At 73.3% G+C, this 17,847-nt stretch carries 17 protein-coding genes; 10 read left to right on the top strand and 7 right to left on the bottom strand.

Translation table 11 applies throughout. From position 1 onward, the window contains the following. Positions 1 to 23: 23 nt before the first annotated feature. From ACFQ7Q_RS23335 to ACFQ7Q_RS23315, 5 genes are read right to left on the bottom strand one after another with little or no spacing between them, the layout of a single operon-like run. Entirely contained in the window at positions 24 to 1,259 is a 1,236-nt protein-coding gene (locus ACFQ7Q_RS23335) for a styrene monooxygenase/indole monooxygenase family protein (RefSeq protein WP_383558413.1), read from the bottom strand. 18 nt (positions 1,260 to 1,277) lie between these two features. Then, positions 1,278 to 1,943 (bottom strand): ATP/GTP-binding protein, encoded by a 666-nt coding sequence (locus ACFQ7Q_RS23330; protein WP_383558411.1) that lies wholly within the window; start codon positions 1,941 to 1,943, stop codon positions 1,278 to 1,280. After that, the gene (locus ACFQ7Q_RS23325; protein ID WP_383558418.1) at positions 1,924 to 2,301 is read right to left on the bottom strand and encodes a DUF742 domain-containing protein; all 378 of its coding nucleotides are present in this window, start codon (positions 2,299 to 2,301) and stop codon (positions 1,924 to 1,926) included. The genes ACFQ7Q_RS23330 and ACFQ7Q_RS23325 overlap by 20 nt, the downstream gene beginning before the upstream one ends. Positions 2,302 to 2,330: 29 nt before the next feature. Next, the gene (locus ACFQ7Q_RS23320) at positions 2,331 to 2,813 is read right to left on the bottom strand and encodes a roadblock/LC7 domain-containing protein (protein ID WP_383558410.1); all 483 of its coding nucleotides are present in this window, start codon (positions 2,811 to 2,813) and stop codon (positions 2,331 to 2,333) included. Beyond that, positions 2,810 to 5,683, bottom strand: coding sequence for a nitrate- and nitrite sensing domain-containing protein (locus ACFQ7Q_RS23315; protein WP_383558416.1), 2,874 nt, complete (start codon positions 5,681 to 5,683; stop codon positions 2,810 to 2,812). Before ACFQ7Q_RS23315 ends, ACFQ7Q_RS23320 begins: the two co-directional genes overlap by 4 nt. A 385-nt stretch (positions 5,684 to 6,068) precedes the next feature. Here ACFQ7Q_RS23315 and ACFQ7Q_RS23310 point away from each other — a divergent pair, with 385 nt between their 5' ends. Further along, the gene (locus ACFQ7Q_RS23310) at positions 6,069 to 6,851 is read left to right on the top strand and encodes a hypothetical protein (protein WP_383558408.1); all 783 of its coding nucleotides are present in this window, start codon (positions 6,069 to 6,071) and stop codon (positions 6,849 to 6,851) included. Between the two features lie 16 nt (positions 6,852 to 6,867). Here ACFQ7Q_RS23310 and ACFQ7Q_RS23305 read toward each other — a convergent pair whose 3' ends face one another. Next, entirely contained in the window at positions 6,868 to 7,359 is a 492-nt protein-coding gene (locus ACFQ7Q_RS23305) for a MarR family winged helix-turn-helix transcriptional regulator (protein WP_383558406.1), read from the bottom strand. 215 nt (positions 7,360 to 7,574) lie between these two features. Between ACFQ7Q_RS23305 and ACFQ7Q_RS23300 the strand changes: the two genes are divergently transcribed. Beyond that, positions 7,575 to 8,396: a lysozyme gene (locus tag ACFQ7Q_RS23300; RefSeq protein WP_383558405.1), complete on the top strand. Its 822-nt coding sequence runs from the start codon at positions 7,575 to 7,577 to the stop codon at positions 8,394 to 8,396. Between the two features lie 281 nt (positions 8,397 to 8,677). After that, a complete protein-coding gene (locus ACFQ7Q_RS23295) occupies positions 8,678 to 9,529 on the top strand; it encodes a lytic polysaccharide monooxygenase (protein WP_383558403.1) in 852 nt (283 codons plus the stop codon). Between the two features lie 86 nt (positions 9,530 to 9,615). Here the strand turns inward: ACFQ7Q_RS23295 and lon are convergent, their stop codons facing one another. Continuing rightward, the gene (lon, locus tag ACFQ7Q_RS23290; RefSeq protein ID WP_383558402.1) at positions 9,616 to 12,018 is read right to left on the bottom strand and encodes an endopeptidase La; all 2,403 of its coding nucleotides are present in this window, start codon (positions 12,016 to 12,018) and stop codon (positions 9,616 to 9,618) included. 160 nt (positions 12,019 to 12,178) lie between these two features. Here lon and ACFQ7Q_RS23285 point away from each other — a divergent pair, with 160 nt between their 5' ends. The 7 genes from ACFQ7Q_RS23285 to ACFQ7Q_RS23255 all read left to right on the top strand — a co-directional run bounded on the left by ACFQ7Q_RS23285 (position 12,179) and on the right by ACFQ7Q_RS23255 (position 17,823). After that, positions 12,179 to 12,784, top strand: coding sequence for a GNAT family N-acetyltransferase (locus ACFQ7Q_RS23285; RefSeq protein ID WP_383558400.1), 606 nt, complete (start codon positions 12,179 to 12,181; stop codon positions 12,782 to 12,784). Between the two features lie 79 nt (positions 12,785 to 12,863). After that, on the top strand, positions 12,864 to 13,457 hold the full coding sequence (locus tag ACFQ7Q_RS23280; protein WP_383558398.1) for a hypothetical protein: 594 nt from the start codon (positions 12,864 to 12,866) through the stop codon (positions 13,455 to 13,457). A 65-nt stretch (positions 13,458 to 13,522) separates the two neighbouring features. Beyond that, complete coding sequence (locus tag ACFQ7Q_RS23275; protein ID WP_383558397.1) at positions 13,523 to 14,095, top strand: RNA polymerase sigma factor; 573 nt, start codon at positions 13,523 to 13,525, stop codon at positions 14,093 to 14,095. Beyond that, on the top strand, positions 14,092 to 14,994 hold the full coding sequence (locus tag ACFQ7Q_RS23270; RefSeq protein ID WP_383558396.1) for a zf-HC2 domain-containing protein: 903 nt from the start codon (positions 14,092 to 14,094) through the stop codon (positions 14,992 to 14,994). The genes ACFQ7Q_RS23275 and ACFQ7Q_RS23270 overlap by 4 nt, the downstream gene beginning before the upstream one ends. A gap of 68 nt (positions 14,995 to 15,062) precedes the next feature. Beyond that, positions 15,063 to 15,899: an ABC transporter ATP-binding protein gene (locus ACFQ7Q_RS23265; RefSeq protein WP_383558414.1), complete on the top strand. Its 837-nt coding sequence runs from the start codon at positions 15,063 to 15,065 to the stop codon at positions 15,897 to 15,899. Further along, the gene (locus ACFQ7Q_RS23260; protein WP_383558395.1) at positions 15,896 to 17,212 is read left to right on the top strand and encodes a hypothetical protein; all 1,317 of its coding nucleotides are present in this window, start codon (positions 15,896 to 15,898) and stop codon (positions 17,210 to 17,212) included. The genes ACFQ7Q_RS23265 and ACFQ7Q_RS23260 overlap by 4 nt, the downstream gene beginning before the upstream one ends. Then, the gene (locus ACFQ7Q_RS23255) at positions 17,209 to 17,823 is read left to right on the top strand and encodes a hypothetical protein (RefSeq protein ID WP_383558393.1); all 615 of its coding nucleotides are present in this window, start codon (positions 17,209 to 17,211) and stop codon (positions 17,821 to 17,823) included. Before ACFQ7Q_RS23260 ends, ACFQ7Q_RS23255 begins: the two co-directional genes overlap by 4 nt. Positions 17,824 to 17,847: the final 24 nt, after the last annotated feature.

The raw sequence follows: 17,847 nt of genomic DNA, 5'->3' as shown, positions 1-17,847 counted from the left end.
GCGCCCGCCCTCTCCCGTGACCGTCAGGTCCCGGTGACCGACGCCAGGTAGGCGGACGTCTTCTCCGGCTCGAAGAAGAAGTTCTCGAAGTCGGCCGGGTCGTCGAAGCCGTTCGCGAAGCGGTCGGCGACCGGCTGGAGCTGGCCGGCCGCGCCGATCAGGTTCAGGACGTGCTCCGGCGGGACGCCGAGCATCGCGTTCGTCCACTTCGTGACGTGCTGCGCGGTGTTCCAGTAGCGGTCGAAGGTGGCCTGCATCCACGCCTCGTCGAAGGGCTTGTCGCCGTTCTCGACGATCGAGGCCAGGTAGGCGGCCGCGCACTTGGAGGCCGAGTTCGAACCCTGGCCGGTGATCGGGTCGTTGGCGACGACGACGTCCGCGACGCCGAGGACCAGACCGCCGCCGGGGAGGCGGCCGATCGGGTTGCGCACGGTCGGGGCGTAGCGGCCCGCCAGGGTGGCGTTGGCGTCGGTCAGCTCGACCTTGGTGGCCCGCGCGTACTCCCAGGGCGTGAACTTCTCCATCAGCTCCAGCGTGAGGGAGAGGTGCTCGGAGGGGTCCTTGACGCCCTGGAAGACGTCGAGCGGACCGCCGGGGATCCCCTCCCAGAAGAGGATGTCGGCGCGGCCGGAGGTCGTCAGGGTCGGCATGACGAAGAGCTCGCCGACGCCCGGCACCAGGTTGCAGCGCACGGCGTCGAAGTCCGGGTGCTCGGGGCGCGGGCCCAGACCGTGGACGTAGGCGACGGCCAGCGCGCGCTGCGGCTCGCTGTACGGGGAGCGGGAGGCGTCCCGGCCGAACATGGAGACCAGTTCGCCCTTGCCCGCGGAGACCAGCACCAGGTCGTACGTACGGGAGAAGAAGTCCAGGTCGGAGACTGCCGCGCCGTGGATGACGAGCTGGCCGCCGCGCTGGGCGAAGGTCTCCATCCAGCCGGCCATCTTCACGCGCTGGTCGACCGACTGCGCGTAGCCGTCGAGCCTGCCCACCCAGTCGATCACACGGCTGGAGTCGGGGGCGGCGACGGAGACGCCGAGGCCCTCGATCCGCGGGGCCTGGGACTCCCAGAAGTTCAGGGCGAGGTCGCGCTCGTGCTGGAGCGCGGTGTCGAACATGCACTGGGTGGACATGACCCGGCCGGACCGGATCTCGTCCGCCGTGCGATTGGACATGAGGGTGACTTCGTACCCCTGCGTCTGCAGTCCGAGGGCGAGCTGGAGACCGGACTGGCCGGCTCCGACGATGAGTATCTTCCGCATGGCAGGGTTCCTAACGCGTTATTCAGGGGTGGCTTCGAGCGCGTGCGCGACCATCGCGAGCAGGGACTCGATCACGCTGTACCGCTTGCGCGCGTCCATGATCACGACCGGTACGTGCGGGGGCACCGTGAGGGCCTCCCGGACGTCCTCGGCCTCGAACGCCTCGGTGCCCTCGAAGTGGTTGACCGCGACGATGTACGGCAGCCCGCAGCTCTCGAAGTAGTCCAGCGCGGGGAAGCAGTCGGTCAGCCGGCGGGTGTCGGCGAGCACGATCGCGCCGATCGCGCCGCGCACCAGGTCGTCCCACATGAACCAGAACCGCTGCTGTCCCGGCGTACCGAAGACGTACAGCACGAGGTCCTCGGCGAGGGTGATCCTGCCGAAGTCCATCGCCACGGTCGTGGTGAGCTTGTCGGGCGTGTCGGAGAGATCGTCGGTCTCCTCGCTCGCCCGGGTCATCAGGGCCTCGGTCTGCAGCGGAGTGATCTCCGAGACCGCCCGGACGAAGGTCGTCTTGCCGACCCCGAAGCCGCCCGCGACGACGACCTTGGTCGCGATCGGGGCCCGGGTGTGGTCGAGCTGCCAGTCCCGGGCACCCTCTTCGGTGTTCGTGCCGGGGGCTTCGGGCTGTGTCGGTATCCCGGTGAGCGGCGGGGCAGCGGCTTCAGAGACGGCGGAGTCCACTCAGCACCCTTTCGAGCAGCGCGCGGTCGGGCTGGCCGGTGCCGTGACCGGTCCCGTACACACGGATCTTTCCCTGGTCGGCCAAGTCGCTCAGCAGCACTCGGACGACACCCAACGGCATCTTCAGGAGCGCCGAGATCTCCGCGACGGTACGCATCCGACGGCAGATCTCGACGATGGCCCGCATCTCGGGCATCAGCCCGCGGGGCCGCCCGCCGTTCGTCAGCACCTTCCGCTCGGGCGACGCCTCGAGCGCCGCGACGAAGGTCTCGACGAGCAGGACGTGGCCGAAGCGGGTACGACCGCCGGTGAGCGAGTACGGGCGCACGCGCGCGGGGCGCCGGCCGTCCCCGCGCATCGGCAGTTTGTGGGCGTGGGATGCGGACGTCACTGGGTGCTCTCCAACGATTTGCGCAGCTCGCTGCGGAGTTCGGGGGTGAGTACATGTCCGGCGCGGCCGACGAAGAGCGCCATGTGGTACGCCACGACGCTCATGTCGCAGTCGGGGTCGGCGTGTACGCCGAGCAGCGAGCCGTCGCTGATCGACATGACGAAGACGCTGCCCTCCTCCATCGCCACCATGGTCTGCTTGACCCCGCCGCCGTCCATCAGCCGGGCCGCGCCGATGGTGAGGCTGCCGATGCCCGAGACGATGGTGGCCAGGTCGGCGCTGGACCCTCGCGGGCCCTTGGGGCGACCCTCGGCGGGGGTGGCGGCCTGTGCTGCCGGGTCGGACGAGAGCAGCAGCAGCCCGTCGGACGAGACGACGGCGACCGAGCGGAGCCCTGGCACCTCCTCGACGAGGTTGCCCAGCAGCCACTGCAGGTTGCGGGCCTCCCTGCTCAGTCCGAATGTTCCGGTCGCAGTCAACTGCGTGCCTCCTCGACTGTGTCCCCCGACTTCTCCTCGGTACCTGCGGTCTGCGTCTGTACGGCTTCGATCTCCGCCTCTACGTCTCGACGACCTTCCGCGGCGCCCCGGTGGAAGCCGCCGAGCCTGCGCCGCAGCTCCTCGGCGTCGACCCCGCCCGCGCGCGGGGCGGCGGGCGTGTCGGCCTGACGGACGACCTGGGGCGTGCGCTTGGGCAGGCCCTTGTCCGTGAGGCGCTGGGCGGCCGGCTCGGGCTCCTCCAGGGCGCGCTCGTGGGTGTCCGGCTCGGGCGGCGGGTCGGGGAGACGGACCTGGAGGGTCGTCTCGGCCACCGAGAGCTCGGGCTCCGCTTCGGGCTCGGGCGCGGGTGCTGCGGGAGCGGGCTCGACTGCTGCGGTTTCGGCAGCTGCGGATTCGGCCGCTGCGGCGGGCCGGGGCTCGGATGCTGCGGCTTCGGGCTCGGGCACGGCAGCTGCGGCGGGCTCGGGCGCGGCAGCCGTGGGCCCGGGCGGCTCCGCCTCGGGCGTCTCGGTCCCGGCCGCCTCCGGGGTCGTCGCCGAGGCCGCTTCCGAGGCCGCCTCCGCCTCGGCGACGGCCTGTTCCGCGGCCTCCACGAGGGGGTCCCTGGTGCGGGACGGCAGGGCGTTGGAGTTCGCCTCGGCCACCGAGCCCGGGAGGTTCAGCGTGGGCGCCGAGCCGGCCACCGACACGACCGGCGGGACCGCGGTGGGCGGGGCCGTGGGAAGCAGCGGCAGCGGCAGCACGATCACGGCCGCGATGCCGCCCTGCTTCTGTTCCCTCAGCTGCACCCGTACGCCGTGGCGGGCGGCGAGCAGGGCGGTGACCCGGATGCCGAGACCCTCCCCCGCGATGTCGGCCGGGTCGGCCTCCGACAGCCGCGCGTTGAGCTCGGCGAGCCGGGACTCGGTCATGCCGATGCCCTCGTCCTGGACGGAGAGCATCACCTCACCGCTCTCCAGCAGCCAGCCGGAGAGCTGGACCTGCGCGTCGGGCGGCGAGAAGGACGTGGCGTTCTCGAGGAGTTCGGCGACCAGGTGGCTGAGGTCGTCCGCGGCGAATCCGGCGACCTGGGCGTGCGGCGGCAGGGACTGGATCGTGACCCGCTCGTACCGCTCGATCTCGCTGACGGCGGCGCGCAGCACGTCGACGAGCGGGACCGCTCCGGGGTGGCCGTGGACGTGCTCGTGGCCGGCGAGGACCAGGAGGTTCTCGCTGTGGCGGCGCATGACGGTCGCCATGTGGTCGAGTTTGAAGAGGGTGGCCAGCCGGTCCGGGTCCTGCTCGCGCTCCTCCAGCTTCTCGATGACCCCGAGCTGACGCTCCACGAGACCGAGGCTGCGCAGCGAGAGGTTGACGAAGGTGTGGTGGACGGTGTGCCGGAGGCGTTCGAGCTCGGCGGTGAGCAGGGCGGTGTGGCCCTGGAGCTCGGCGCGCTGGGCGGCCAGTTCGGCGGCGAGGGCCTCGCCGGCGCCGGACAGGTCGGCTCGCTCGCTGTCGAGCCGCTCGGTGCGCCGGGCGAGGTCGGCCAGCTTGCCCTGGAGGGTGTTGAGGGACCGCACGACCTGGGCGAACTCGTCGTTGCGGCCGGTGAAGCGGACCGGCTCCTCGGCCTCAGGGGCGGCGGCGAGCCGTGCGGCGCCGATGCGCACCACGGCGAGCGGGCGGGTGAGGGTGCGGGCGACGAAGGTGGAGATGCCGATCGCGACCAGCAGACAGCCGCCGAGGAAGGCGATGCGCAATTCGAGGTCGGTGACGTCGTCGTCGCGCAGCTGGACGAGGCGGGCCACCTGCTCGGTGGAGAGCGTCGACTCGACGCCGCGCATCTGCTCGATCCGGGCGGAGAGCGCGGCCTCCAGCTTCTCGGGGTCGGTGCCGCGCTCGGACGTGCTGAGCGTCGGCTGGTCGGTGAGCCCGGTCAGGTAGCGCTCGGCGCTCTTGACGTCAGGGCCCGTCACGGTGCCGGCGAGGGAGTCCCGCCCGGCGGCCGTGGCGGCCTGGTCGAAGTCGGCGAGGGAGCCCAGTTCGCGGACCCGGGCCTGCTGGGCGGCGGCCGTCAGCGCGTTGCGGGCCCGGACGGCCTCGTCCGCGCCCTCGGCCTCGTCGAGCACGTAGCTGCCGGTGTCCGGGTCGTAGTGCGAGGTGCCGGGGGCCTCGGGCTGAGGGACGGCGAGGGCCGCGAGCAGCAGTCCGCGGGTCGCCGACGCCTGCTCGACGGCGCGGCCCAGGGCGGCGGGGGCGCGGGTGGCCTCGGCGGCGCGGGCGGGGGTCTGCTCGGCGAGTTCGTCGGCGAGGTCCTGGAGCTTGGCGATGACGTCCGAGTACGCCTTGTACGCCTCCAGGGCGGTGCCCTTGCCGGTGAGCGCGGTGCGGCGGACGGCGGGCAGGTCCGCGAGGTCCCTGCGCAGTTCGGCGGAGGCGGCGGGCTTGATCTCGTCGATCTGCCGGTCGACCCGGGTGGAACGCGCGCTGGTGACCTGCCGCTTCTTCTTGCTGTCGCCCTGCTGCTCGTCCCGGCCCGCGGCGATGTACGCGACGACCTCGTCGCGCTCGTCGGCGAGCGAGTGGGCGAGGGTGACGGCCTGGCGGTCGAGCTCGGCGAGGGTGACCAGGTTCTGGGAGTCGGTCAGTTCGCCGGAGGCGGTGAGGATCACGGGAGCGCCGGCGGCGAGGACCGTGACTCCGACGAGGGCGACGCCGGCGACCAGCCGGTTGCGGACGCGCTTGGGCCGGCCCACGGGGACGCCGGTGGTGCCGCCGCCTTCGGGGCCCGTGGCTCCGCCCGTGGTCAGCGGGTCACCGGGGCTCTGGCTCCGCGTGCCGTTGTTGCTCCGAGGCCGCTTCTTCTGCACCGGTGCTCGCATTCTCGACTCGTCCACCCATGAAGCAGAGGTGACGACCGGTCACATCTCAGAGCGCCCCCACCCCTGGTACGGCTTCCGACCATTCCAGCGCTTTTGGGAAGGGGACGCGCATCGGCCGCTCCGCCACCCGAACGAGTGAACAACACTCACGAGTTGGCGAACAACTTCGCGCGAAGTCCTTCACAGGCTTGTTCGGTGTGCCGGTTGGATCTTCCGTGCGGGCTTTGGCAGGATGCCCGCCCGCAGCTTCCCGGAGGGCCCCCTTCCGCCTCGCGCGTACGCCTTGAAGGGCTGGTGCAGGCCGGATCCGGCCATTTGGAGGCGGTGTGAAGGAGTCATGCAGGCTTTCCGGCGCGGGGGCAGACTGGGGATCATGCGCACCGAAGCGGCCACCCTCCCCGGCAACCCCGAACGCCCTAATGAGGACTGGGTGGCGACGGCTCTGCCCGCGTACGGCGGGGGCGGGACGGTCGTGGTGCTCGACGGGGTCACCCCGCCGACGGGCGACGACGGCTGCGTACACGATGTGCCCTGGTTCACCGCGCGTCTCGGTGGGGCTTTGACCGAACTATCCGCTTCGCGCCCCGACATGACCCTGCCCGGGATCCTGGCTCTGGCAATCCGGCGCACCGCGGACGCCCACCGGGAGACCTGTGACCTTTCTCACGTACGGACTCCTCAGGCGACGGTCGCGATGGCCCGCTGGAACGCGGCCTCGGTCGAGCATCTCGTCCTCTCCGACGCCGCGCTGCTCATCGAGGCGCCGGACGGCTCGGTGCGGGCGGTGCTCGACGACCGTCTCGACCAAATCCCGGACGAGATCCGTCGCTCCCTGGCGGCGACGGACCGTCTGCGCAACCAGGAGGGCGGCTTCTTCACGGCGGCGGCGGACCCGGAGGTGGCGCGGCGGGCGGTGACGGGGACGACGCCCCGGGCGGCCGTACGGGCCCTGGCGGCGCTCACCGACGGGGCGACGCGATGGGTGGACCTGTTCGCGGAGGGCGACTGGGCGGACTGCTGCGGGGTGCTCCGCGAGGAGGGCCCGCACGGGCTGCTCGCGCGGGTCCGGGCGCGGGAGGCGGCCGACGCGGCGGCGGGCGGCGCGTTCCGCTGGAAGCGCCACGACGACGCGACGGCGGCCTACGCGGTGCTCTGAGGCACGCGCGGGCGCTTCAGCTCTCCGCGCGGGCGTTCAGCTGGTGGAGGAGGCGGGCCAGTTCGGCGACCTCGCCCCGGTCCCAGTCCGCGAGCTTGCGGACGTAGCGTCCGCGTCGTGCGTCCCGTACGCGACGGAAGCGATGGCGGCCCTCCTCCGTCAGCCGGACCAGCGAGGCGCGGCCGTCGGCCGGGTCGGGGTCGCGGGCGACGAGGCCGAGCTCCTCCAGGGCGCGCAGTTGGCGGCTCATGGTCGCCTTGCCGACGCCGAAGTAGCCGGCGAGGTCGGTGGCGCGCTGCGGGCCGGCGTCGTCGAGCCGTACGAACAGGCCGTAGGCGGCGGGCTCCAGTTCGGGGTGGACCTCGCGGGCCATCTCGCCGGACTGGGCGCGGGCGCGGCGCAGAAAGACCGCCAGTTCGCGTTCCAGGGCGAGGAATTCCTGGTCCACACCACTCCGCGTCGACGACCCGGTGGGCTCGCCTTCACTCCCCGTACCGCTTCCGTGCACGTCAGCACCCCTCGCGCGCTTTCCGGTCGCTGAAAGTTTCTTTCGTCCGCGGCCATCGCCGCAGCTCCCCCAGTATTTCGCAGGCGTAGACCAACGGCAGCACCCAGGCCCCCTTCCGCCCGGCCGGTCTACGTGCGTAGCGTCTTCCCCAGCGGCTTCGCTGACATGTCCACACCAGGTCATGTCTCACCCCCACCGCCTTTCGGAGGCACGCAATGCCCGTGCACAGATCCGGAAAGACCCTCGCCGGCGTCGCCCTCGCGGCCCTGGCCCTCCTTCTGCCCCTCTCCCTCCCCGGCGCGGCGAACGCGGCCGACACCGAGGCCGTGCCCCCACGCGGCTCCGCCCACATGGGAATGGGCGTCATCGAGCACGACGGCCGGAGCGGCACGCCCGGCACACCCCGGGCCGTCCAGACCGAGGGTGTGGACGTCTCCAGCCACCAGGGGAACGTGGCCTGGTCGACCCTGTGGAACAGCGGGGTGAAGTGGGCCTACGTCAAGGCGACGGAGGGCACCTACTACGAGAACCCCTACTTCGCGCAGCAGTACAACGGCTCGTACAACGTCGGCATGATCCGCGGCGCGTACCACTTCGCCACCCCGGACACCACGACGGGAGCGGCGCAGGCCGACTTCTTCGTCAGCAACGGCGGCGGCTGGTCCAAGGACGGCAGGACGCTGCCGGGCGCGCTGGACATCGAGTGGAACCCCTACGGGGCGACCTGTTACGGCAAGTCGCAGTCCGCGATGGTCACGTGGATCCGCGACTTCCTCAACCGCTACAAGGCCCGGACCGGCCGTGACGCCGCGATCTACACGGCGACGAGCTGGTGGACGCAGTGCACCGGCAACTACGCGGGCTTCGGCGCGAGCAACCCGCTGTGGATCGCGCGGTACGCGTCGACGGTGGGCACGCTCCCGGCCGGGTGGCCGTACTACACGATGTGGCAGTACACCTCGACCGGCCCGACGGTCGGCGACCACAACCACTTCAACGGCGACCTCTCGCGGGTCCAGGCGCTGGCGAACGGCTGAGCCGAGCCGCTCCTCCCGCACGGACCGCCGCGACGACTCCGGCCCCGCATCCCCTGCCCCACGGGCAAGGTGCGGGGCCGGAGTCGTGCTCGGGTCCGTACGGAGCCGACGAGGCCGCAGCCCGGCGACCGGTCGGCCGCCTTCGTCTTTCTGCGCCCACCCTCTTGCCCATTGGTATGGACCAATGCGAGGCTCAAAGGGCGCGGCCGGGATTCAACTTCCTTACGCCGCCCGCTCGTTGCTCGTCCCGTACTCCCCCACGCACGAGAGAGAGCCCCGTCATGCCCTCGTACCGTCGCACCGCAGCAGCCGTCACCCTGTCCGCCGCCGCGCTGATCCCGCTGACCCCCTCCACCGCGGGAGCGCACGGCGCCGTCTTCAACCCGGTGAGCCGGGTGGCCGCCTGTTACGCGGAAGGCCCCGAGACGCCGAAGTCGCAGGTGTGCAAGGACCTGGTCGCCGACTCCGGCACCCAGCCGCTCTACGACTGGAACGAGGTGAACATCGCCAACGCGGACGGTCGGCACCAGCTGCTCATCCCGGACGGCAAGCTCTGCTCGGCCAACCGGGAGAAGTACCGGGCGCTCGACTGGGCGCGCACGGACTGGCCGGCCACGGCGGTCGGGGCCGGCGCCTTCGACTTCAAGGTACGGGTGACGGCGCCGCACTCCGGCACGATGACGGTCTACATCACCAAGCAGGGCTTCGACCCCACCCAGCCCCTGAAGTGGTCGGACCTGGACGCGACCCCCGTGGCCACCTACGCCACGGCCCGCACGGCGACGGACGGCTTCTACAACTTCACCGGCACCCTGCCGGCCCGCACCGGCCGCCACATCGTCTACAAGGTCTGGCAGCGAAACGACAGCCCGGAGGCGTTCTACAGCTGCTCGGACGTCACCTTCGGCGGTACGGCGGCGGCCTCGGCCCCGAGCGAGTCGAAGATCGCCGCGGGCGCCGACCGCTCCACGGTGAGCCACGCGGGCCACGGCGGCGACGAGCAGGCCCCCGCCCTCTCCGCCGAATCCGCCCGGACGCCCTCCTCGCCGCTCCCCCTGGCCCTCGCGGGCGCGGGCGCCCTGGCGGCCTTCGGAGCGGGCAGCCTGCTGCTGGCGCGCCGCCGGAACGGCTGACGTACCGGAACGGCCGACGCACGGCGGGCCCGCGGCATGACGAAGCGGGGTGCCCCGTGAAGGGCACCCCGCTTCTCCCGAAGGGCTCAGGCCGCCGCGCTCACCGCGACCTTCGCCGGGGCCAGGGCGATCTCCAGGACCTGGCGGACGTCCGTGACCGGGTGGACCTCCAGCTTCTCCAGGATCTCCGCCGGGACGTCGTCCAGGTCGGCCTCGTTGCGCTTCGGGATCACGACCGTCGTGATCCCCGCGCGGTGGGCCGCCAGGAGCTTCTGCTTCAGGCCGCCGATCGGGAGCACCCGGCCGGTCAGGGAGACCTCACCGGTCATCGCCACGTCCGTACGGACCAGGCGGCCGGAGAGCAGCGAGGCCAGCGCGGTCGTCATCGTGATGCCGGCGCTCGGGCCGTCCTTCGGGACCGCGCCCGCGGGGAAGTGGATGTGCGCGCCCCGGTCCTTGAGACCGGTCACGGGCAGCTCCAGCTCCGCGCCGTGCGAGCGGAGGAAGGAGAGCGCGATCTGCGCGGACTCCTTCATCACGTCGCCCAGCTGGCCGGTGAGGGTGAGACCGGCAGCGCCCGTCTCCGGGTCGGCGAGCGACGCCTCCACGAAGAGGACGTCACCGCCCGCGCCCGTGACGGCCAGTCCGGTCGCCACACCCGGTACCGCGGTGCGCCGCTCGGCCGGGTCCTGCGCCGACTCGGGCACGTGGTGCGGGCGGCCGATCAGCCCGCGCAGATCGTCCACGCCGACCGCGAACGGCAGCTCACGGTCGCCCAGTTCGTGCTGCGCCGCGACCTTGCGCAGCAGCCGCGCGATGGACCGCTCCAGGTTCCGTACGCCCGCCTCACGGGTGTACTCCCCCGCCAGCTTCCGCAGCGACGCGTCCTCCAGGACCACCTCGCCCGGCTCCAGGCCCGCCCGCTCCAGCTGCCGGGGCAGCAGGTGGTCACGGGCGATGACGACCTTCTCGTCCTCCGTGTACCCGTCGAGCCTGACCAGCTCCATGCGGTCGAGCAGCGCCTCCGGGATGGCCTCCAGGACGTTCGCCGTCGCCAGGAAGACGACGTCGGAGAGGTCCAGTTCGACCTCCAGGTAGTGGTCCCGGAAGGTGTGGTTCTGCGCCGGGTCCAGGACCTCGAGGAGTGCGGCCGCCGGGTCGCCCCGGTAGTCGGAGCCGACCTTGTCGATCTCGTCGAGCAGGACCACCGGGTTCATCGACCCGGCCTCCTTGATCGCCCGGACGATCCGGCCCGGCAGCGCGCCGACGTACGTACGCCGGTGGCCGCGGATCTCCGCCTCGTCCCGGACGCCGCCGAGCGCGACCCGGACGAACTTCCGTCCCATCGCGTGCGCGACGGACTCGCCGAGCGAGGTCTTGCCGACGCCGGGCGGGCCGACCAGGGCCAGGACGGCGCCGCCGCGTCGTCCGCCGACCACACCGAGACCCCGCTCGGCGCGCCGCTTGCGCACCGCCAGGTACTCGGTGATCCGCTCCTTCACGTCCTCCAGGCCCGCGTGCTCGGCGTCGAGGATCGCCTTGGCGCCCTGGATGTCGTACTGGTCCTCGGTCCGCTCGTTCCACGGCAGTTCGAGGACGGTGTCGAGCCAGGTGCGGATCCAGGAGCCCTCCGGGGACTGGTCGCTGGACCGCTCCAGCTTCTCGACCTCCTTGAGGGCCGCCTCGCGCACGTTCTCGGGCAGGTCGGCGGCCTCGACGCGCGCCCGGTAGTCGTCGGACTCGTCACCCTCCGTCTCGCCGTTGAGGTCGCGCAGCTCCTTGCGTACGGCATCCAGCTGGCGCCGCAGCAGGAACTCGCGCTGCTGCTTGTCGACGCCCTCCTGGACGTCCTTCGCGATGGACTCGGCCACGTCCTGCTCGGCCAGGTGCTCGCGCAGCTGGGCCGTGGCGAGCTTGAGACGGGCGATCGGGTCGGCGGTCTCGAGGAGTTCGACCTTCTGCTCGACAGTGAGGAAGGGCGAGTAGCCGGAGTTGTCGGCGAGCGCGGAGACGCCGTCGATCTGCTGGACCCGGTCCACGACCTGCCAGGCGCCGCGCTTCTTCAGCCAGGTGGTGGCCAGCGCCTTGTACTCCTTGACCAGGTCCGTCACGGATCCGGGCAGCGGCTCGGGCACGGTCTCGTCGACGACGCTTCCCTCGACCCACAGCGCGGCGCCGGGGCCGGTCGTGCCGGCGCCGATCCTGACGCGGCCGCGGCCGCGGATGAGCGCGCCCGGGTCGCCGTCGGACAGCCGGCCGACCTGCTCGACGGTGCCGAGGACGCCGGTCCCGGCGTACGTCCCGTCGATGCGGGGCACGAGGAGCACCCTGGGCTTGCCCGTATCGGATCGCGCGGCGGCCTGGGCGGCCTCCACCGCGGCGCGTACGTCGTTGTCGGACAGGTCCAGCGGCACCACCATTCCGGGCAGCACGACCTCGTCGTCGAGCGGCAGCACAGGCAGAGTGAGCGGTGAGGACGTCGAAGCCATGATCTCCCCTTCGGCAGTCAAGTTGAGCTATGTGGACTCAATGCACGTGAGCCGTCGAATGTTCCCCCGGCCGCGTTCGCTCTGAGCGATCGCTCGCCCGCGCAGGTGAAAGATGCCGTGTAATACCTCCATGGATATGGCGTCTATTACATCCGCATGGGTGGCCGGCTGGACCGTCTCGCGCGGCACCCCGCCCGCCGTCGTCGAGCCCTGGGGCTACCGGATCGATGTGGGCCTGCCGACGCATGTCTTCCGGCATGTGCTGCCGGCGCCGGACGCGGTGTCCGTGGGCAAGCTCTGCACGGAGATCACCGAGCCCAATGCGTGGCTGAAGGTGATGGCGGGGCCGGAGGAGGTCGCGGAGTGGATCACCCCGGGGTGGACCGTCCCGGACGATCCCGGCTTCATGATGACCAAGGCGCTGGACGCGGGCGCGCGGCCGTCGGCGCCGGAGGGGTACGCGCGGACGACGGAGACCCGGGACGGGGTGATACGGGTCCGGATCGTGGCGCCGGACGGCACGCTGGCCGCCTCCGGCCGGCTGGCGCCGACGGGCGTGACGGCGGTCGCCGACCAGATCGAGACCCACCCGGACCACCGGCGCCGCGGCCTGGGCGCCAACGTCATGCGCACCCTCGAAGCGGCGGGCGCGCAGGCGGGAGCGGTGACGGGCGTCCTGTCGGCGACGAGGGACGGCCTGGCGCTCTACGACTCCCTGGGCTGGCACCACGAGGGCCCGCTGACGGGCATCGTCCGCGGCGCGTAACGCACCGCCGCGCGGCCGCTGCGGGACGCCCTGCACACGGCTCTGGTCAACCGGCTCGGCTGAGGGGATGCTCGGACCCATGGTGCTCAGGGACATGACGCGCACGGACGTGACGCGCGGGAAGCGGTACGCGGGGCGGATCGGGGCCGCGTCGATGGTGCTGCTCCCGGTTCTGGCGCTGGCCGGCTGCGGCGGCGAGGACACGCCGAAGCCCCCGGTCGCGACCCAGGACGGTACGACGAAGCCGGTGCCGACCGGCACCGGCGGCACCGCGCCGCCGGTCCCGACGAGTTCGGACGGGACCGTCGAGAAGGACAAGGAGCACGGTCCGCGCGAGGTCCTGGTGACGGTGAACGTCAGTGGCGGTCTGGCGGGCGTCGACAACCAGCTGACCGTCCACTACGACGGCAGCTACACGACCCGCTCCGGCGGCGACTCCCCGCGCAGCGGCCGCATGACCCCCGCCGAAGTCGCGAAGCTGCGTAAGGCGTTGGAGGACCCGGCCTACGCGAAGGTGCCCGCGCGACCGTCCGGAAAGCCGGTGTACGACGGCTTCACCTACGCGGTCACGTACGACTACCGGGTCGTCGTCAGCGCGGACGGCGACCGCTCGGCGGCGCTGCAGCGGGTCTTCTCGGCCCTCCCCGACGGCGGCCCCCCGACCGGCCCCTGAGCCCTCCCGAGCCTCGGCTCGGCCACGGCGTGAACCGCCGGCCGCCCTCCGAGCGATAGTGGGGCGTGAGACTGTTGCGCCCCGAACGGGGAGAAGAGCGGGACGACTCCGCGCTGTTGCGCGCCGTCGCCCGGGGAGACGCCGAGGCGCTCGCCGTGCTGTACGACCGGCACGCGGGATGGCTGCACGCCCGGCTGGCGCGGCGTTGCACGGACGAGGAGACCGTACGGGAGGTCCTCCAGGACACCTTCGTCACCGTCTGGCGCTCCGCCGGTTCGCACCGCGGCCGGGGTGAGGCCGGCGGCTGGCTGTGGGTCGTCGCCGCGCGCCGCCTGGTGGACGCCCAGCGCGCCAGGGCCCGCGCGGAGCGCGCCGCGCCCGAGCCGATCGCCCCCGCCCCCTCCGCGGAGGACCGGGTCCTCGCGGGGCTGGAGTTCGGGGATGTCGGCGCCGCGCTCGACCGGATCTCGCCCGAACTGCGCGAGGTCCTGCGGGCCACCGTCGTCGACGGCCTGACCACACGAGAGACGGCCCGGCTGCTGGGGATACCGGAGGGCACGGTGAAGACCCGCGCCCTGCGGGCCCGTCGCGAACTGCGGGCCGCCCTCGGCCCGCACGCCCTGGGAGGCACCGCATGACCGCGCCGTGGCACGTGACCGATTCGCTGGCCGCCCGGTACGCGGCGGGTTCCGCGGCCGAGCCCGACGCCTGGTCCCTGGAGAAGCATGTCGAGGTGTGCGGAGGCTGCGCGGTCCGCGTCTCGGCGGCCGTCCGCGCGGGGGGCTCGGGTCCGGTCCTCGCGGACGTACGCGCGCAGCTCCTGGAGACGGTACGCGCGGAGGCGACCGCCCGCCGAGGCCGTGCGCTGCGGCGCCTGGGCGTCAGCCTGGGCCTCGGTACGGCCGGGCGGGGCCTCTCCCCCGCCTCGCGTTGGGCGCGGGTGCTCTGGGCCGTCGGCCCCGCGCTGCGCGGGGCGTGGCTGGTGGCGGTGCTCGTCGTGGTCGTGGCCGCCGTCGGGCTCGCGTACGGCGGAGGGTTCCGGGAGGCGCGGCCGGTGCTGCTCGCCGTCGCCCCGGTGCTGCCGCTCGCCGGGGTGGCCGTCTCGTACGGACGTCACGCCGACCCGATGTACGAGATCGGCGTGGCGACGCCCTCCGGCGGGCTGCGTCTGCTGCTCACCAGGGCGGCGGCCGTGCTCGGTGTGTGCGTGCCGGTACTGACCGCGGCCGGGGCGGTGCTGCCGCCGGTCACCGGCGTGCCGGGCGCCGCGGCCTGGCTGCTGCCGGCGCTCGCGCTGACGCTGGCGGCCCTGACCCTCGGTTCCTTCGTGGGATGCCGGGCGGCCTCGGCCACGCTGGCCGGCGGCTGGCTGCTCGCGGTGACCGGGCCGGTGCTCGGACAGCCGGGGGCCACCGCCGAGCTGGCCCGGTACCTCTCGGGCCCGGCCGTTCAGGGCGGTTGGGCCGCGGCCGCCGTCGTCTGCGCGGGCCTGCTGGCCCTTCGGCGTCGTTCCTTCGACCACCTGGAGACCCGGTGACCACACCTCGCACACGGACCGAACGGACCACGTGGTCCACGTCTCTCACGACGGTCGCGGCGACCGGGCTGACGGTCCGGCACCGCCGCACCGTCGCGCTCGACCGCCTCGATCTGACCCTCGGCCCCGGCATCCACGGCCTGCTCGGCCCGAACGGCGCGGGCAAGACCTCCCTCATCCGGGTCCTCGCGACCGTGGCCGCCCCGTCGGACGGCCGGGTGGAGCTCCTGGGCCGGGACGCCGGGGCCCATCGCGAGCGGTCGGAGATCCGCCGTCGACTGGGCTATCTGCCCCAGGAGTTCGGGTACTACCCCGGCTTCACGGTCCGCGAGTTCGTCGCGTACGTCGCCTGGCTCAAGGAGATGCCGGCGGACCGCGCCCCGGCCGCCGTGGAGCGCGCCGTGGAGCGGGTGGGACTGGCCGACCGGATCGACGCCCGGCTCAAGACGCTGTCCGGGGGCATGGTCCGGCGGGCCGGGATCGCCCAGGCCATCGTGAACGAACCGGAGTTGCTCCTCCTCGACGAGCCGACGGCGGGGCTCGACCCCGAGCAGCGGGTCGAGTTCAGGACCCTTCTGCGGGAGATCGGCGCGTCCTCCACGGTGATCGTCTCCACGCATCTGGTGGAGGACGTGGCCGCGGCCTGCTCGGAGGTCACGCTGATCGAGTCGGGCCGTGTCGCCTTCCGGGGCACGACCGCGGAACTGACCACTCTCGGCGAGGAGTCGGACGTCGCGGGGTCCGGGGAGACGGCCAACGCGATCGAACGGGGATACACGGCGGCCCTGCGCGCCCACCGCGCGCCGTCGGGCGCCCCGGCTCCGGGCGGCGCGCACCGGCCGTCCGCGCCCGCCGCGAACGCCACACCGCCCGCCCCTCCCGTCTCCTCGGAGGACCCGCGATGACCGCGACCGCCACACCGCCCCGCGAGGCCGCGAGGCCGCCCCGCACCTCCGTCGTCCGCACCGAACTGCGGCGGGGCGTCGGCCCCTGGGCCGGTGCGGCCGTGGCGGTCACGCTCCTCGTGACGATGTACGGCAAGGCCCCTGCCTGGCAGGGGCGCTGGACCGACGCCACCGACATGCTGCACGTCACCGCCGGGCTTCTCACGGGTCCTCTCGCGCTCGCCGCCGGCTGCTGGCAGGGCGGCCGGGAGCGGCGCCGCGGGACGCTGGAGCTGCTCCGTTCCGTCCCGCGCGGCCGGCTGCGCCGTACGTTGCTCGCCGTCGCTCCCTCCGCGCTCTGGCCGGCCGCCGGGCAGCTCGTCGCCGCGACGGTGTGCCTGCTCGCGACCTGGCCGTACGTCGGCGGCGGCCGACCGTACCTCGAACTCGTCGCCGCCGACACGGTCGCGATCGCCGCCCTGGGCACCCTCGGCCATCTCGTCGGTCTGCTGGTGCCGTGGCGGCTGACCGCACCGCTGCTCGCGGTCGCCGGCTACGTCGGGCTCGCGTTCGGCACCTACACGGGGAGCCCCGCCCAATGGCTCAGCCCGGCCGCCGAGCACTCCTCGCCCTGGGACGCGCCCGTGTGGTGGTACGCCCCGGCCTCGGCCGTCTGGACCGGCGGCCTGGCCCTGGCGGCCCTCCTGGCGTACGCCGCCCGCCCCGCGCGGCTGCGGCTGCTGGCCCTGCTCCCGCTCGCCGCGGCGATCGCCGCCGCCGTGCCGGTGCTCCGGCTGCCCGCCGACGGCCCGTGGCGCCAGGACCCGGAGGCGACCCGTCTCGTCTGTGACGACGGAACGCCCCAGGTCTGCGTGAACGCCCTCGACCGCGCACTGCTTCAGGACATCTCCCGCTCGCTCGCGCCGCTCAACGAACGGCTGCGCGGGCTGCCGGGATCCCCGGTCCGCTGGGTCGGCGGGCCGATCAGCCCCGGCGCGGAGGAGATCGGGCTGCCCGACCACACGATGGACGCGGTACGGGGCCGGCTCAGGAACCCCGACCTGTACCTCAACTCGGCCGTCCAGTGGCTGTTCTCGGAGACCTGTCCCTCCGAAGGTCTCTCGGGACCGAGCGCGGAGCGGGTCGCCGAGATCCATCTCGCCGTGTCGGAGTGGCTGGCGCCGACACCGGAGGACTACGGGGTCCCCGTCGGCCCGGCCGCTCAGCGGCACCTCGACGCCCTGCGGGCCAAGTCTCCGGCCGGCCAACGGGACTATCTCGCACGCTACCTGGCGGCGGACCGCTGTCGCCCCGAGGAGGTGCCGGTCCCGTGAGCCTCCTCGGCCCCGGCCTCACCCTCTACGTCCGCTCACGCACGCTGCCCGCGACCCTCGCCACCCTGCTCGGCACGGCCGCGGTGGCCGCCTGGTCCGCGTCCTGGCTCCAGTCCCAGCCGGCCTTCGATCACACCGCCCGGGTGCCGGTCGTCGTCCTCGGCCCGCTGCTGGCCGCGTCGGCGATCGGGACGAGCCTGTACGCGGCGAGCGACGAGCTGGACCGTGCCGCGCCCCGGCCGTGGCCCCCGCGCCGGGTCGCGCACGTCCTCGCCCTGACCGCCGTGGCGGTCGTCCTGCTGGCGCTCGCCGTGCCGGGTCACGCGGAGGAGTTCGGCGGGCCCGCGATGGTCCGCAACACCCTGGGCGCGGTCGGTGTCACGGTCGCGTCGGCGGCGCTGATCGGCGCCAGGCCGAGCTGGCTGCCGATGACGGTGTACGTCGGCTCGGTCTATGTGGCGGCGCCGTCCACCCCCGGGGGTACGGCGGCGGTGTGGGCCTGGGTCATGCAGCCGGGTCCGCAGGCCGCCGCCTGGGCGGTGGCGCTGGGCGCGTTCGCCGGAGGCACGGCGCTCTACGCCTTCCGTGGAGCCCGTCCCGTACGGACCTGAGGGCGCGCCCCGCACACCGGTCGG

The sequence above is a fragment of the Streptomyces sp. NPDC056527 genome, from assembly GCF_042794475.1.
Lineage (GTDB): Bacteria > Actinomycetota > Actinomycetes > Streptomycetales > Streptomycetaceae > Streptomyces.
This window is presented reverse-complemented; position numbering and strand designations above follow the sequence as displayed.

Bases quoted from the DNA above. Each gene is read 5' to 3' on its own strand.
- ACFQ7Q_RS23270 (WP_383558396.1), top strand. From the start codon at position 14,092: ATGACCGCGCCGTGGCACGTGACCGATTCGCTGGCCGCCCGGTACGCG.
- ACFQ7Q_RS23280 (WP_383558398.1), top strand. From the start codon at position 12,864: ATGGTGCTCAGGGACATGACGCGCACGGACGTGACGCGCGGGAAGCGG.
- ACFQ7Q_RS23325 (WP_383558418.1), bottom strand. From the start codon at position 2,301: ATGCGCGGGGACGGCCGGCGCCCCGCGCGCGTGCGCCCGTACTCGCTC.
- ACFQ7Q_RS23335 (WP_383558413.1), bottom strand. From the start codon at position 1,259: ATGCGGAAGATACTCATCGTCGGAGCCGGCCAGTCCGGTCTCCAGCTC.
- ACFQ7Q_RS23310 (WP_383558408.1), top strand. From the start codon at position 6,069: ATGCGCACCGAAGCGGCCACCCTCCCCGGCAACCCCGAACGCCCTAAT.
- ACFQ7Q_RS23260 (WP_383558395.1), top strand. From the start codon at position 15,896: ATGACCGCGACCGCCACACCGCCCCGCGAGGCCGCGAGGCCGCCCCGC.
- ACFQ7Q_RS23300 (WP_383558405.1), top strand. From the start codon at position 7,575: ATGCCCGTGCACAGATCCGGAAAGACCCTCGCCGGCGTCGCCCTCGCG.
- ACFQ7Q_RS23295 (WP_383558403.1), top strand. From the start codon at position 8,678: ATGCCCTCGTACCGTCGCACCGCAGCAGCCGTCACCCTGTCCGCCGCC.
- lon (WP_383558402.1), bottom strand. From the start codon at position 12,018: ATGGCTTCGACGTCCTCACCGCTCACTCTGCCTGTGCTGCCGCTCGAC.